The sequence below is a fragment of the Bradyrhizobium sp. SSBR45G genome (genome assembly GCF_030159255.1).
GTDB lineage: Bacteria > Pseudomonadota > Alphaproteobacteria > Rhizobiales > Xanthobacteraceae > Bradyrhizobium.
On the sequence record NZ_BSCT01000035.1, the window covers coordinates 1 to 13,647 of the forward strand.

Sequence of the window (13,647 nt, forward strand, 5' to 3'; positions counted from 1 at the left end):
GCAGAGGGCGCAGGGAATGCCGGGTGAAGGCCTCACCCATGGCCCGCCTGCGGAAGAAAATGCAGGCGGCAGGTACCACAGGTGCAGCCGTAGCCGGCATTCCCTGCGCGATGGTCTTCACGCTTATACGCAGTCTCCCTGGTGCGCCGGGCTTGTTGGCCACCATCGCCACGCGGCACATCCGTGCCATCGCGGCTTGATACCAGCGTCGGGGTATCAGGACGCTGCGACTTCACGTCCGCAGGCGCTCGTTCGTCCGCACGCCCGACAAGGACATGCTGCGAGCTCCCACGGCCATCGCATCCCCGCCTCGCGTGTCGTGACGATCGCGCGCAACGCCCCTCTGCGGTGAGGCGGGATGCGCGCAGATGATCATGATTTCTGAAAATACGCAAGTGCTTTAATTTTATCGGTAGCCACGCAGGGGGCTCGATCGGCCTGGTCGCGGACACGGGCGGTCGGCGGCATCCGAAACCCTTCACAAATTTTGACGTGCTCGTTGAGGTTTTAAGCCGCTTACGGCGCCGCAGCCGTTCGCAGCGGGTCACGGGAAAATTTCGTCGGAGATCAGGTCGTCAACGCTGACGTCCAGGACGCGTGCAATCCGTTTCAGCTCGTCAGCCAACACCGATTGCTTCGCGTTGCCGCGGCGGGCCGATATGATACAACTTCGTGTGTTGGGGCATGGGGACGTGTTGACAATGGTGTCTGCAGGGAAGACGCCTTTCTCTGTTTGTTGGCGCCGTGGCATTTGCGTCGCGGCAGTGCTGCTCGGGTTCGTGCTGTCGAGTGGTGCGTCGTTTGCAGCCGCGCCGGCGGCGACCAAGCTGGCTGCGATGACGAAGCCCGCCGCACAGATAAAGCTGGCCGCACGTCCCGCGCGAACGTCACTGCAGGCGGCCGATGCCTTCGCGCCGATTTCGTTTGCCCTCGTCAGAGGCACCGCCGATGCCTGTGGCGCGGGTTGCGACAGCTGGATCGCGGCCGAGGGCACGATCGACCTCGGCGCGGCGGCGCGTTTCCGCAAGTTCATGGAGCAGATCGGCGAAAGCAAGCTGCCGATCTACTTCAATTCTCCGGGCGGCATTCTCGAGCAGGCGCTCGCCATCGGCACCCTTCTGCGCGAGCGCAAGGCCGTGGTTCGCGTCGGCCGCACCACGTTGCGGGAGTGCGGCTTCGAGACCCAGGACGGCGAGACCTGCACCAGGCTCAAGCAGTCCGGGCGCGAGCTGCACGGCGAGGTCTGGACGCGCGGGGCGATGTGCGACTCGGCCTGTCCCTTCCTGATCCTGGGCGCGCCCATCCGCGAGATCGCCCCGGATGCAACGCTCGCGGTGCATGCGCCGCGCGTCTTCCGGAACTACACCGGCGGCTTGCCGACCGACGAGGTGCGCGGACAGGCGTTGCAGCAGGACATGGCACGATTGGACCGGATGGTGCTCGACTATATCAGCGAGCTCGGCGCGGATCCGCGCCTGTGGACCGTGTCGCGCTCCGTGCCCTTCGAGGGCATGCGCAACCTGACGCGCGAGGAGATCGCGCGCTTTGCGCTCGATCGGCGCGAGCGGATCGAGAGTCCCTGGATGTTCGAGGTCGTCGATCGCGGCGTCGCTTCCAAGACCATTCTCGTCCGCAAGGAAGGCGAGGCCTCGTTCCGCGCCACGCGCCTTCGGCTCGTTTGCTTCAATCAGGACCGTTTCGAGCTCGATGTCGAGCGCAATGCGCCCTCCGGCGCCGGATCTGCATCGCTGGCGCTGGTGAGCCGGGAGGTCCGGTTGAACTTCCTCTCGCCGCCGCGCAGATCAGACAGCGGTGAAACGTGGGGCGCGTTGCTCGACTTCGGCCAGGCGCGGGCACTGGCGGCGTCGGCTGCCGAATTGATGGAGGGCCCATCGACCGTCGCGCGTGCAGACGACGCGACAATCCCGGTCGACGGCGACGGCCTGCAGAACGCCCTGAAGTTGCTGGTGGACACCTGCCCGCCGCCCAAAACGGCTCCGCAGCCTGTCGTCTCACCCGTGCCCTGGCAGCAGATTCCCTGGCCGCAAGCCTTCGCCGCTCAGCCCGTGCGCTGACCGGTGATACGGGAACGCGTGCGCAGAAATTCGAATGGCGCCGCCGCCAATCCAGCAATCATCGATGTCGAGCGCTGCGACTGCTCGCAACAGCATGGGAACAATTCGGGATCTGCTTCGGGTCAAAAGCCGCCTTGCCCGCGCATGGCCGGTGACCCCAGATTGTCACCAATAACGGATGTTGCGTGGGCGCCGGGCGGAAGGTTCGAGATGGCCGGGCACATGCACGGCAGCAAGACCTGCATGACTCGTTCGCTTCGATCATGTGATCGAACAGCGGGAATAACTGGTGCTCAGCCTGGAGTAAGTGGAAAGGGAGGCTTGGGGCGGTGGCACTCGCTGTGGCGCACGGAAATGCAGCATCGTTGACGTTGCATGCAATGGCAGCTCACGAAATGAGCTGTTGCCGCCCGTCGCAAACCTGCTCAGTAACCGGGCAGTCTCGGCGATCTCCGGCAACTCATTGAATTAGTTTATCCTTCATCACGGCCGTCGGTGTCCGCCGCATTGTACACAATGGCACAGCGCTTGCTTCGTCTTCTGCGACGCATTCTCGTGGGGAGGCAGGCGGCTGACATGGCGAACCCAGTTGCATCGGCAACCGCAACGATCATCGCTGAGCCGGAGCCGATCGCGCTCGATCTGTCCAGGACCGCGCTCGTCATCATCGACATGCAGCGCGACTTCATGGAGCCGGGCGGCTTCGGCGAGACGCTGGGCAACGACGTGTCGCAACTGGCGCGGGCGGTTGATCCGATCGCCAGCGTGCTGGCGGCGGCGCGCAAGACGGGCATGCTGGTGATCCACACGCGCGAGGGCCATGAGCCGGATCTGTCTGACGCACCACCGGCCAAGGTCGAGCGCGGCGCGCCGTCTTTGCGCATCGGCGATCCCGGCCCGATGGGGCGCATCCTCATTCGCGGCGAGGCCGGGCACGACATCATTCCCGCGCTCTATCCCATCGATGGCGAGGTGGTGATCGACAAGCCCGGCAAGGGCGCGTTCTACGCGACCGAGATGGGCGACGTGCTGAAGCATCACGGCATCGAAAATCTGCTGGTGTGCGGCGTCACCACCGAGGTCTGCGTCAACACCACCGTGCGCGAGGCCAATGATCGCGGCTATCGCTGCGTCGTCGTGTCCGACGGCTGCGCGTCCTACTTTCCGGAATTCCACGAGATGGGCCTGAAGATGATCAAGGCGCAGGGCGGCATCTTCGGCTGGGTCGCCGAGTCGGCCGCGGTTCTGAAAGCCATGAGCTGAAAGCGAGATCTCGAGAGCCAAGTTTTGAGAGCCAAGTGTTGAGAGCCAAGCGTAGAGACCAATGAGTTCGACGATGTAGTCGCTGCAGGCAACAGGGGAGCAAGGCGATGAGCGGAAGCGGGACGGCAAGCTCGGTCAAAGCAGATTTCAAGCCAGTGCTCTGGACACAGGGAGACTGGAACGCGTTCTTCGGTTTCGGCACCAACATCCTCGTCAACATGCTGGTCCTCACCGGGCTGTTGCGCTTCGTGCTGAAGATGCCGGACAGCCTGGTGTTCGGCCGCATCCTGCCGGCGCTTGGCCTGATGATGTGCCTGTCGACCTTCTACTACGCGTTCCTCGCCTACCGCCTGGCGCAGAAGACCGGACGCACCGACGTCTGCGCGCTGCCGTCCGGCGTCAGCGTCCCGCACATGTTCATCGTCACCTTCGTGATCATGCTGCCGATCACCTTGAAGACCGGCGATCCCTTGAAGGGCTGGTCGGCCGGCCTCGTCTGGGTGTTCTTCCAGAGCTTCATCCTGATGATCGGCGGCTTCGTTGCGCCTTACATCCGCAAGATCACGCCGCGCGCGGCGCTGCTCGGCACCTTGGCGGGCGTCTCCGTCACCTTCATCTCGATGCGTCCGGCGCTCGAGATGTACATGACGCCGCAGATCGGCCTGGTGTGCTTCGCCATCATCCTGGTCAGCTGGTTCGGCGGCGTGAAATATCCGAAGGGGCTGCCGGCCGGCCTCGTGGCGATCGCGGTCGGCATGATCATCGCCTGGGGCTCGAACCTGTTCGGCCTCGGTCTCGGCGGCCTCAGCGTCAAGGGCGTCGGTGATGCCTTTGCGAGCTTCGGCTTCTCGGTGCCGCTGCCCGCCTTCGGCACGGTGTTCTCCGGCTTCGAATATCTCGGCATCATCCTGGTGACCGCGATCCCGTTCGGCATCTACGACCTCGTCGAGGCGATGGATAACGTCGAGAGCGCGGAAGCGGCCGGCGATGAATATCCGACCACGCGCGTGCTGACCGCCGACGGCATCGTCAGCCTGATCGGCTGCATGATGGGCAACCCGTTCATCAACGCGGTCTATATCGGCCATCCCGGCTGGAAGGCGATGGGCGGCCGGATCGGCTACTCGGCGGCAACAGGCCTGATGGTGATCGTGCTGTCCTGGCTCGGCATCATCTCGGTGCTGCTGGCGCTGGTGCCGGTGGTCGCGATCTCGCCGATCCTGCTCTACATCGGCATGCTGATCGGCGCGCAGGCGTTCCAGACCACGCCGGTCAAGCATGCGCCGGCGATCGTGCTCGCCTTCACGCCGCATCTCGCCGCCTGGGCCAAGCTGCAGATCGACACCATGCTGGCCTCGACGGTGACGGCGGCGCAGAGCGTGGGAGGCCTCGCCGCCGACAAGGTTGACGCGGTCAAGACGGCTGCGATCGCGGCACTCCCGCAGCAGGGCGTGCTGTATCATGGCCTCGAAGTGATGGGCGGCGGGTCGATCCTCGCCGGCCTCGTGCTCGGCGCGATCGGCGTGTTCGTGATCGAACGGGACTTCACCAAAGCGGCGGCGTTCGCGCTGGCCGGCGCGGTTATGACTTATTTCGGATTCATGCACGGCGAGGCGGTCGGCATTGGCGGCGGGTTCGGCGTCACGCCGGCGGTGGCGCTGGCCTATGCCGTGGTCGCGGGCGGGCTGTTCTCGCTCGGCCGGATGGGCATGTCCGAGAGCTACGTGCCGCATGCCGACATGCATGCCGCGCCGGCGGAATAGTTCGCAACATTGATGGACAGGCGAACCGGCGGCTCTGCCGCCGGTTTTGCTTTGGAGCGTCAGGCGGCCGGCAGATCGAGATAGTAGCGCAGCAGCGCCTGGCCGGCCGGCGACATCCATTCTGGCGCGCCGGTGATGTAGCCTTCGATGAGGCCGCCGGTGCCGATCAGATAGGTGATCGGCATCGCCGGCAGCGCGAACACCGAGGACTCCGGATCGGTCGGATGCGTCGCCTGTGCATGCGGATCGGCAAAGGAGAGGCGGGGCATCGCCGTCTCCTGGGCGTAGCGGCGGATGGTCTTGAGGTCGCGGCGGTCGGCGCAGATGGTCCAGACGTCGAGACCGTGAAGCTGGGCTTTGTCGAGTGCGGCGAGCATCGGCAGGTCGGTCTTGCAGGCGGCGCACCAGGTCGCCCAGAGGTTGACGAGGGTGACATGGCCGGGCTTCGGCGCCAGGATCACGTCCTTGCCGGTCATGTCCTGCAGCCGCAACGGCGGCAGCGCCTTGCGCGGGCGCACCAGAACGAACTGGCTGCGGCCGGCGCCGAACAGCGGTGGGTCCGGCACTTGCGCACCGGCCTGGCCGGGCAGCATCAGGCCCAGGCCGAGCAGGATGCTTCGCTGCAGCAGCCGGCGCCGCGACGGATGCGCGCTCTGATCAGCCATGGACGTAGGCCCAGCCTTTCATCTGCAACTCAACCATGCGGCCGATGCCGAACGGCACCAGCTTCGCGCCATCGATCAGCTCGATCGTGACGTTCTCCTTGCTCTCCGCGATCGATTTTGACGAGGCGCACATGCTGAAGACGACGTTCGGATACATCTGGCGCAGCGCAGCCAGCGGCTCCTTGAGCTGGGACTTGTCGGCGCGGAAAACGTCGATGCCCGAGCCGTTGGCGACCACCTCGATCGGCGGCGCGACCTGGCCCTTGCTGGCGAAATGCCTGGAGAGGTTGGCGGTGTAGCTGATGGCGTGGCCCATCACATGCGGGTCGTTGCGGTCGATCAGCACGACGATGCCGGCGCGCCGCTGGGCGACGGCCGGCACGGCGGGGGCTGGGACGCCGAGGGCCGTCGCGCCAGCGAGGAGGCCACGGCGCGACACGTCAGGAATCGGTTCGCTCATCATGGCTTCCTTCATAGCGCGGAATGCGCCGGCGCTGGGTGGCCGGCACCGGAAGGGCCGGCTCAGCCGCGCGGCGCGATCGGCGCCTTGCTGTTGCGGCCCCACAGCACGAACAGCGACAGCGCCAGCAGCAGAATGTTCAAGGGCGTGACTGCGCCTTCGCCGCGCGAGAGGTGGAAGGCGAACGCGAACACCTGCAGCGTGGCGCAGCCGATCGCGGCCAGCACGGTCAGGCGCGGCACGACGCGGGTGAGGGACGGCAGCAGAATTCCGAGCCCGCCGGCCAGATCGATCAGGCCGATGGTGCGGACGAAGGCCACTGAATATTCGCCGGCCCACGGCATCATCTGGGCGAGCTCCTTGATCGGCGTGAAGACCTTGGTGACGCCTGCGAAGCAGAACAGGAGGAAAAGCAGGGTCTGGGCGACCCACAGGCCGATGCGGAGGGCCAGCGAGGGCTGGAGTGGGGCGAGGTCGGTGGTCGATGCGGCGCTGGACATGGGCGGTCTCCAAGATGAACTGGAGACCGAAGATTGATGATTTCCTCTCGTTTGATCATTATGCTTATCGTTGAAGGATCATTTCCTGTGGGTTGATGACGGATGGATACGCTGGTCAGTATCCGGGTGTTCTGCCAGGTCGCCGAGCTGAAGAGCTTTGCCGCGGCGGCCGACCGCCTGAGCATGTCGCCGGCGATGGCCTCCAAGCACGTGATGCAGCTCGAGCAGCGGCTGTCGACCCGGCTGCTCAACCGCACCAGCCGGCGGGTCGGCCTGACCGAGGCCGGCCAGGTCTATTTCGACCAGGTGCGGCAGATGCTCGACACGCTGGAGGAGGTAGAGGCCGTCGTCAGCAAGGCGACCGTGATCCCGCGCGGCACGTTGAAAGTCAGCGCGCCGGTGTGGTTCGCCAATCCGCTGTTTGCCGGCATGCTCGCAGCCTATCGCGCGCGCTATCCGGACGTGGTGATCGATCTCGATCTCAGCGGCCGGCTGGTGAACCTCGTCGACGAGGGGTTTGATCTGGCGCTGCGTGTCTCCGCGGCGCCGGGCGATGGGCTGATCGCGCGTCCGCTGCCGCAGGTCCTGATGCAGCTGGTCGCCGCGCCGAGCTATCTCGCCGCCGCCGGGCGGCCGACGACGCTGGCCGATCTCGAAGGTCACGCGATGCTCAAATATGCGCTGTATCCGCTGCGGACGATCACGCTGTCCGGACCCGAGGGCGAGGTCGCGCTGGCTTTCAAGGACGTGCTGATCAGCGGCAACGAGACCCTGCTGCACCATGCCGCCGTCGCCGGCATGGGCATGGCGGTGCTGCCGCGCTGGCTGATGGCCGACGATCTCGCCGCGGGCCGGCTCGAGACCGTGCTGCCGGAGGCGCTGACGATCAAGGCGCCGCTGATGGCGGTCTATCCCAGCCGCAAATATCTCTCCGCCAAGGTCCGCACCTTCATCGACTTCATCGCCGCCGATCCGCTGATGAAGCAGGCCTCGGAAGGCCCGGCGGCTGCAATCGACGCGATGGCAGCGGGTGCAAGGAAGGGGCGGAAGCTCGGGCCGTGATGCGGGTAGGACGGTTTTGGGATGAGTCCGTGCTGAACTGATTGTTGTTCCTGGTCCAGCGCTTCCAACATCCCCCGGTGTCATTCCGGGGCATTCGCGCGCAAAATGGCGAAGCCATTTTGAAGCAGCGCGAATGAGCCCGGAATCCATAGCCACAGGCCGTCATGAGGCCAGAGGCTGCCCGTGGCGCTTGTCTTCGTCCAATGACGGCTCGTGGTTATGGATTCCGGGCTCGCGCTGCGCGCGCCCCGGAATGACGCGTGGAGAGGGCGCGCTCGAGCAGCGAAGTGATCCTGTCTTTGCCGCGCTTCATCGCGAGCCCGATCCTCACGGCCGCACCGCTGGCGCGTCCATCTTCATGCCATGCGCGCGCGACATCAGATAGAGTTCGAGCGCGATCATGTCTGCTGCGTCGAAGTCGAAAGCCTGGGCGCGGACGCCGGTCATGCAGCCGCGGATGCGCCGCTGCAGCGAGCCCATGCCTTGCCATTCCAGCCGGTAGATCGGGTAACCGGTGGGCTGTCCTTGCGTGATCGCCGAGCCTGCGAGATGCCTGTCCGCATTGTCGTCGTGGCAATTGCTGCAGGCGATATTGAGCTGGCCCTCGCGCTGGAAGAACAGTTCGCGGCCGCGCGCGATGGACGTCGCGAGTCGCGCGTCGTCGCCGGCGATGATCGGCATGCCGCGCGACTGCTTTGCGATCAGCGCCGTCAGCGCCAGCAGCTCGCTGCTCTCCGGAGCCAACGGGGCGGCCTCCTGATGCTGCGTGCGGCAGAGATTGACGCGCTGGCCGAGATCGATCGGAGTGGCGCTTGTGGCATTGAAGGCGGGGTAGCGCGCGGTCGCGCCCTTCATGCTGACGGACACGTCGCCATGGCAATCGCTGCAGGATTTGTTGGCCGCACCGGCCTTCGTATTCCATAGCGTGTCGCCGTCGAGCACCGACAGCATGCCGGGATTGGCGGTGTCGTCGTCCTGCATCGCCTTGGTGTCCGAGGACATGAAGTCATAGCCGGAGCGGCGCTCGGATGGTGCGATCTCGCCGGCCGCGGCAGGCAGCGCTGCGCCGAGCAGAGCCAGCACGAACAGAGCTCGCCGCATCATTCGACCGTGATCGACGCCGTGGCGTTGGCCACAAAGCCGTTGTCGCCGATCCATTCGAACTCAAAGCGGCCGCTTTCGCTCGCGGTCGTGAAGAACGACAGGAAGGGATTTGCTGCAATCGCCGGAAACAGATCGGCGCGGAAGATCTCGGTGCCGTTGAACCGGCAAATGAAGCTCGTGATGATGTCGCGCGGCACCACCTCGCCGGCCGCGGTGTGGCGATAGCCGGTTTCCATGACGTGGCTCATCAGCGTCTTGATCTCGATGACCGCGCCGCGCTTGGCTTTCGCGGGAACGTTGACCAGGGCTGCAGCCATCACGGCATCTCCTCGGTGCAGGCGGCGAGCGTCACGATGATGTCGACCGTCGCCGACCAGAACGAGCCATCCGAGAGCTTTGCGATCGCGACCACCTTCTGGGTGTCGGCGAGCCGGATGCGGGTCGCGACCTGGGCGCGGCCGGCCGCTGGCGACAGATGGAAGCTGGCGACGTTGGGCTGCGGGTTCTTCTCGTTGAAGACGTGGATGCTCTTGACGTAGCTCTCCGGCGTCATCGGGTGATCGACGCTGACCGTCATCGGCACGGTGTTGCCGTTCTCGACCAGCGGCGGGATGTCGAGCCGGATTTTGCCGACCTTGATATTGGCTTCGCCGACGAGGTTGCGGATGGCCGACGCCAGCATCGCCGGCGTGGCCTGGGCGGGCCGGACGGTGATCAGCGGCAGTGCACCGGCGGCGGCCAGCGTTCCCAGTTGCAGCAGGTGGCGTCGCGAGAGGTGGGAGGGTGCGAACATGCTGTCCATATGGGCTCACTCTCGCAAGGACGCGAGGTAGGCGACGATGTCTTCGATCTGTTCCGCCGACAGGATCGGCTTGTCACGCCAGGCGGAACCGACGCGCGCGAAGCCGTCGATGCGGTAATAGGACGGCATGATCGTTTCCGGATTGATGCTGGAGGCATCGACCAGCCGCAACCGGAGCTGCGCGGGCGTGGAACGGCTGCCGGCGCCGGCGAGGGTCGGCGCGAGATCGCCCTGAAAGCGCGCTTCCGGAAACGGGCCGGAATGACAGAGAATGCAGGTCGAGCTGCGCGCGAGCACGAGCGCGAGGCCGCGCGTGGCGTCGCCGGGCTGGCCGGTGAGGGAGTCCGGGATGCCGTCGCCGCTGATCGCATAGGGCGCGAGCGTCTGCGCCACGGTGGCCGCGGGCAGGGCGGCGATGATCATCGCGATGAGCCGGCTAGCCGAAGGCATCATGGGTCAGCGCCTTGAACCAGGCCGTTGCGGCCTCCACCTCGGCTGCCCGGGCGGCGGGCGGCGCGTCGAGCGGACTCGTCCGGCCGCCTTCGACCTCCGCGAAGAGGTCTCCCTTGGGCTGGTAGACGCCCGACAACGAGAACGCGTAGTCCGGCGCGACGGTGCTGTAGCAGACGCCGGTCAACGGCGGTGGCTCGGACGCCCGTCCGGTCAGATCACGCGCGATCACGGCCGCGCACGCCTTGCCCTGCGCCTGCGCCGCGCCGGCTGATTTCGGGATGCCGCCGCCGAGACAGGCATCGCCGATGACGTGGACATCGGGGACCAGCTTCGAGGCAAAGGTCGCGGCCTCGATCGGGCACCAGCCGGTGCGGTCAACAGCGCCGGCGATCACAGCGATGCGGCCGGCCTTCTGCGGCGGGATGATGTTGGCGACATCGGGCGTGTAGTTGCCGAACTCGGTGATCACGGTGCGCGTGGCCACGTCGACGCCGGTGACGCGGCCGCCCTGCGACAGCGGGATGCGTTCGATCATGCCGGGGTACAGCTCGTTCCACGCCTGCTCGAACAGCTTCTGCTGCGAGAAGGTGTCCTTGGCATCGAGGATCAGCACTTTCGACTTCGGCTTGTGCGTCTTCAGATGATGCGCGATCAGGCTGGCGCGCTCGTACGGCGCCGGCGGGCAGCGCGACGGATTGGCGGGCACGGCGATCGCAACCGTCCCGTCGTCGGCCATCGCGTCGATCTGCTTCCGCAACAACAGCGTCTGCTCGCCGGCCTTATAGGCGTGCGGCATCACGGCGGAGGCCGCCTCGTCGTAGCCTTGCAACGCGCTGAAATCGATGTCGATGCCCGGCGCCAGCACGAGACGGTCGTAGGCGAGGGTGGTGCCGTCGGCGAGGGTGACCTTGTGCGCGGACGCGTCGATCGCGGTCGCCGCCTGCAGCACGACGCGCACGCCTTCGGCGGCGATGCGGTCGTAGCCAAATTGCTGGGCGCCGATGTCGCGCAGGCCGGCGATCACCTCATTGCTCAGGGGGCACGAGGTGAAGGTCTTGCTGGCCTCGACCAATGTGACGTCGAGCCTGCTGTCGGCCTGGCGCAGCGCGCGGGCGCAGCTGGCGCCGCCGAAGCCGCCGCCGATCACGATCACGCGTGCCGCGGATTGCGCGCGCAGCACGGCTGGGGCGGCGATCAGGGCTGCGCTCGCCGCGATCAGGCCGCCGACCTCTCTGCGCGTGCGCGGCCGAGACATCGTCATGGTCTTGCAATAGCACGGCGGCGGCCATTGTTCCCAACAGCCGCCGTCACGCTGATCATGCGAAGGTGATGTTCTGGTCGCGCAGCGGCACCGAGCGGATGCGCTTTCCTGTCGCGGCGAAGTATGCATTGAGCACTGCGGGCGCGGCGACGCCGATGGTCGGCTCGCCGACGCCGCCCCAGAACCCGCCGCTCGGGACCATGATCGCTTCCACCTTGGGCATCTCGGCGATGCGCATCGAGTTGTAGCTGTCGAAATTGGTCTGCTCGATGCGTCCGTCCCTGACCGTGCAGCCGCCATAGAACAGCGCCGACAGGCCGTAGACGAAGGAGCCCGCGATCTGCCGCTCGACCTGCGCCGGGTTGACGACATAGCCCGGGTCGGTCGAGGCGACGATGCGGTGGACCTTGATCTTGGTGCCGTCGATCACGGAGATCTCGGCGGCGCCGGCGACATAGCTGCCGTAACCATGGAGCTGGGCAAGGCCGCGATACACGCCCTCGGGCGGCGCGGAGCCCCAGCCGATCTTCTCGGCCACCGCATTGAGCACCGCGAGATGTTTTGGGTTCTTGCTCATCAGCTTGCGGCGGAACTCCAGCGGGTCCTGGCCGGCCGCGGCGGCGAGCTCGTCCATGAAGCATTCGAGATAGATCGCGTTCTGGTTGACGTTGACGCCGCGCCAGAAGCCCGGATTGATGTGCGGGTTGCGCATCGAATGTTCGATGAGGAGGTTCGGCACCGAGTAGCCGATCGTGGCCTCGCCCGAGGACGCCAGCCCCTGGAAGGTCGCGGGATCCTTGCCGTTGACCAGCGCTTCGGGACGCAGGCTGAACAGGATCGACTGGCCGGAGATGCGCATGTGCAGCGCGGTCAAATTGTTGTCGGCGTCAAAGCCGCCGGTCAGCTTGCACTGCGTGATCGGGTGATAGCGGCCATGCGTCATGTCCTCCTCGCGCGACCAGATCAGCTTGACCGGCGTGCCCGGCAGCTCCTTGGCGATCTTCACCGCCTGGCGGACGTAATCAGTTTGCCCGCGCCGGCCAAAACCGCCGCCGAGGATCAGCTTGTGGACCTCGCACTTTTCCGCCGGAAGCCCTGAGGCTTCCAGCACCGCGGCGAACGCCGCCTCGCCGTTCTGCGTTCCGCACCACACCTCGCAGCGGTCGGCCGTATAGACCGCGGTCGCATTCATCGGCTCCATCGTGGCGTGGTTCTGATAGGGATAGTTGTAGACCGCCTCGACCTTCTTCACCGCGCTTGCCAGCGCCGCCTTGGCATCGCCGTTCTCGTTGCCGACGTAAGCGGGCCCGGACTCCAGGCCCTCCGCCAGCCATTTGCCGATCGAGGCCGAGGACACCTTGGCATTCTCGCCTTCGTCCCACACGATCGGCAGCGCATCGAGCGCGGTCTTCGCGTGCCACCAGGTGTCGGCGACCACGGCGACCGCGGTGCCGTCGATGGCGACCACCTTCTTGACGCCCTTCATGCCGGCGATCTTGGCCTCGTCATAGCTCTTCAGCTTGCCGCCGGTGACCGGGCAATCCTTGATCGCGGCGTTGAGCATGTTCGGCAGCGTGACGTCGGCGCCGTACATCATGGCGCCCGTCACCTTGTCGGCGGTGTCGAGCCGCTTCACGCCCTTGCCGATCAGCGTCCAGTCCTTCGGGTCCTTCAGCTTGACGTCGGCCGGCGGTGTCAGCTTCGCGGCTGCTTCGGCCACCTTGCCGTAGGTCGTGGTCTTGCCGGAGGCCTTGTGCGAGATGACGCTGTTGGCCGCGGTGCATTCGGCCACCGGAACCTTCCACTCATCGGCGGCGGCCTGGATCAGCATCATGCGCGCGGCGGCGCCGCCCTTGCGGACATAGTCCTGCGAGCTTCTGATGCCGCGGCTGCCGCCGGTGGAGAAATCACCCCACACGCGCTTGCGGGCGACGTTCTGGCCCGGCGTCGGATATTCGGTCGTCACCTTGCTCCAGTCGCAGGCGAGCTCTTCCGCGACGAGCTGGGCGAGACCGGTCAGCGAGCCCTGCCCCATCTCGGAGCGGGCGATGCGGATCACGACGGTGTCGTCGGGCCGGATCACGACCCAGGCGTTGACCTCGGGTGAGCCATCCGCGGCGCGCACGATCTGCGGGCCGCCGAAGGGAATGTCGAGGCCGAGCGCGAGGCCGCCGCCGAGCGCGGCGGCGCCGACGACGAAGGACCGGCGGTTGAGACGCGGCGTCACATGCTGGTTCAT

General features: G+C 66.2%; 13 protein-coding genes. 4 read left to right on the forward strand and 9 right to left on the reverse strand.

Features of this window, described 5'->3' with window-relative positions; genetic code table 11:
- Positions 1–641: 641 nt before the first annotated feature.
- From QQL87_RS29565 to QQL87_RS29575, 3 genes are all read left to right on the forward strand, one after another.
- Positions 642–2,075, forward strand: a complete 1,434-nt coding sequence (locus QQL87_RS29565; RefSeq protein ID WP_349817302.1) for a COG3904 family protein — start codon at positions 642–644, stop codon at positions 2,073–2,075.
- Positions 2,076–2,651: 576 nt separating this feature from the next.
- Positions 2,652–3,338: a cysteine hydrolase family protein gene (locus tag QQL87_RS29570; protein WP_284422443.1), complete on the forward strand. Its 687-nt coding sequence runs from the start codon at positions 2,652–2,654 to the stop codon at positions 3,336–3,338.
- 107 nt (positions 3,339–3,445) lie between these two features.
- Positions 3,446–5,101: a regulator gene (locus tag QQL87_RS29575; RefSeq protein WP_284422442.1), complete on the forward strand. Its 1,656-nt coding sequence runs from the start codon at positions 3,446–3,448 to the stop codon at positions 5,099–5,101.
- Positions 5,102–5,160: 59 nt separating this feature from the next.
- On the opposite strand, the gene QQL87_RS29580 is transcribed toward QQL87_RS29575, so the two are convergent.
- From QQL87_RS29580 to QQL87_RS29590, 3 genes are all read right to left on the reverse strand, one after another.
- The gene (locus QQL87_RS29580; RefSeq protein WP_284422450.1) at positions 5,161–5,652 is read right to left on the reverse strand and encodes a TlpA family protein disulfide reductase; all 492 of its coding nucleotides are present in this window, start codon (positions 5,650–5,652) and stop codon (positions 5,161–5,163) included.
- Between the two features lie 106 nt (positions 5,653–5,758).
- Positions 5,759–6,226, reverse strand: a complete 468-nt coding sequence (locus QQL87_RS29585) for a DsrE family protein (RefSeq protein ID WP_284422441.1) — start codon at positions 6,224–6,226, stop codon at positions 5,759–5,761.
- 62 nt (positions 6,227–6,288) lie between these two features.
- Positions 6,289–6,726, reverse strand: a complete 438-nt coding sequence (locus tag QQL87_RS29590) for a DoxX family protein (protein ID WP_284422440.1) — start codon at positions 6,724–6,726, stop codon at positions 6,289–6,291.
- A 102-nt stretch (positions 6,727–6,828) separates the two neighbouring features.
- Here QQL87_RS29590 and QQL87_RS29595 point away from each other — a divergent pair, with 102 nt between their 5' ends.
- Positions 6,829–7,788: a LysR family transcriptional regulator gene (locus tag QQL87_RS29595; RefSeq protein WP_284422439.1), complete on the forward strand. Its 960-nt coding sequence runs from the start codon at positions 6,829–6,831 to the stop codon at positions 7,786–7,788.
- A gap of 327 nt (positions 7,789–8,115) precedes the next feature.
- On the opposite strand, the gene soxA is transcribed toward QQL87_RS29595, so the two are convergent.
- From soxA to QQL87_RS29625, 6 genes are read right to left on the reverse strand one after another with little or no spacing between them, the layout of a single operon-like run.
- Complete coding sequence (gene soxA / locus QQL87_RS29600; protein WP_284422438.1) at positions 8,116–8,892, reverse strand: sulfur oxidation c-type cytochrome SoxA; 777 nt, start codon at positions 8,890–8,892, stop codon at positions 8,116–8,118.
- Positions 8,889–9,209 (reverse strand): thiosulfate oxidation carrier complex protein SoxZ, encoded by a 321-nt coding sequence (soxZ, locus tag QQL87_RS29605; protein ID WP_284422437.1) that lies wholly within the window; start codon positions 9,207–9,209, stop codon positions 8,889–8,891. The genes soxA and soxZ overlap by 4 nt, the downstream gene beginning before the upstream one ends.
- On the reverse strand, positions 9,209–9,694 hold the full coding sequence (locus QQL87_RS29610) for a SoxY-related AACIE arm protein (protein ID WP_284422436.1): 486 nt from the start codon (positions 9,692–9,694) through the stop codon (positions 9,209–9,211). The genes soxZ and QQL87_RS29610 overlap by 1 nt, the downstream gene beginning before the upstream one ends.
- A 6-nt stretch (positions 9,695–9,700) precedes the next feature.
- A complete protein-coding gene (soxX, locus tag QQL87_RS29615) occupies positions 9,701–10,147 on the reverse strand; it encodes a sulfur oxidation c-type cytochrome SoxX (RefSeq protein ID WP_284422435.1) in 447 nt (148 codons plus the stop codon).
- Positions 10,131–11,408, reverse strand: a complete 1,278-nt coding sequence (locus QQL87_RS29620; protein WP_284422434.1) for an NAD(P)/FAD-dependent oxidoreductase — start codon at positions 11,406–11,408, stop codon at positions 10,131–10,133. Before QQL87_RS29620 ends, soxX begins: the two co-directional genes overlap by 17 nt.
- Before the next feature lie 55 nt (positions 11,409–11,463).
- Positions 11,464–13,647, reverse strand: coding sequence for a xanthine dehydrogenase family protein molybdopterin-binding subunit (locus tag QQL87_RS29625; RefSeq protein ID WP_284422433.1), 2,184 nt, complete (start codon positions 13,645–13,647; stop codon positions 11,464–11,466).

Coding starts and splice junctions, on each gene's coding strand:
- QQL87_RS29570 (WP_284422443.1), top strand. CDS start 2,652: ATGGCGAACCCAGTTGCATCGGCAACCGCAACGATCATCGCTGAGCCG.
- QQL87_RS29575 (WP_284422442.1), top strand. CDS start 3,446: ATGAGCGGAAGCGGGACGGCAAGCTCGGTCAAAGCAGATTTCAAGCCA.
- QQL87_RS29585 (WP_284422441.1), bottom strand. CDS start 6,226: ATGAGCGAACCGATTCCTGACGTGTCGCGCCGTGGCCTCCTCGCTGGC.
- QQL87_RS29590 (WP_284422440.1), bottom strand. CDS start 6,726: ATGTCCAGCGCCGCATCGACCACCGACCTCGCCCCACTCCAGCCCTCG.
- QQL87_RS29595 (WP_284422439.1), top strand. CDS start 6,829: ATGGATACGCTGGTCAGTATCCGGGTGTTCTGCCAGGTCGCCGAGCTG.
- soxA (WP_284422438.1), bottom strand. CDS start 8,892: ATGATGCGGCGAGCTCTGTTCGTGCTGGCTCTGCTCGGCGCAGCGCTG.
- soxZ (WP_284422437.1), bottom strand. CDS start 9,209: ATGGCTGCAGCCCTGGTCAACGTTCCCGCGAAAGCCAAGCGCGGCGCG.
- QQL87_RS29610 (WP_284422436.1), bottom strand. CDS start 9,694: ATGGACAGCATGTTCGCACCCTCCCACCTCTCGCGACGCCACCTGCTG.
- soxX (WP_284422435.1), bottom strand. CDS start 10,147: ATGATGCCTTCGGCTAGCCGGCTCATCGCGATGATCATCGCCGCCCTG.
- QQL87_RS29620 (WP_284422434.1), bottom strand. CDS start 11,408: ATGACGATGTCTCGGCCGCGCACGCGCAGAGAGGTCGGCGGCCTGATC.
- QQL87_RS29625 (WP_284422433.1), bottom strand. CDS start 13,647: ATGAACCAGCATGTGACGCCGCGTCTCAACCGCCGGTCCTTCGTCGTC.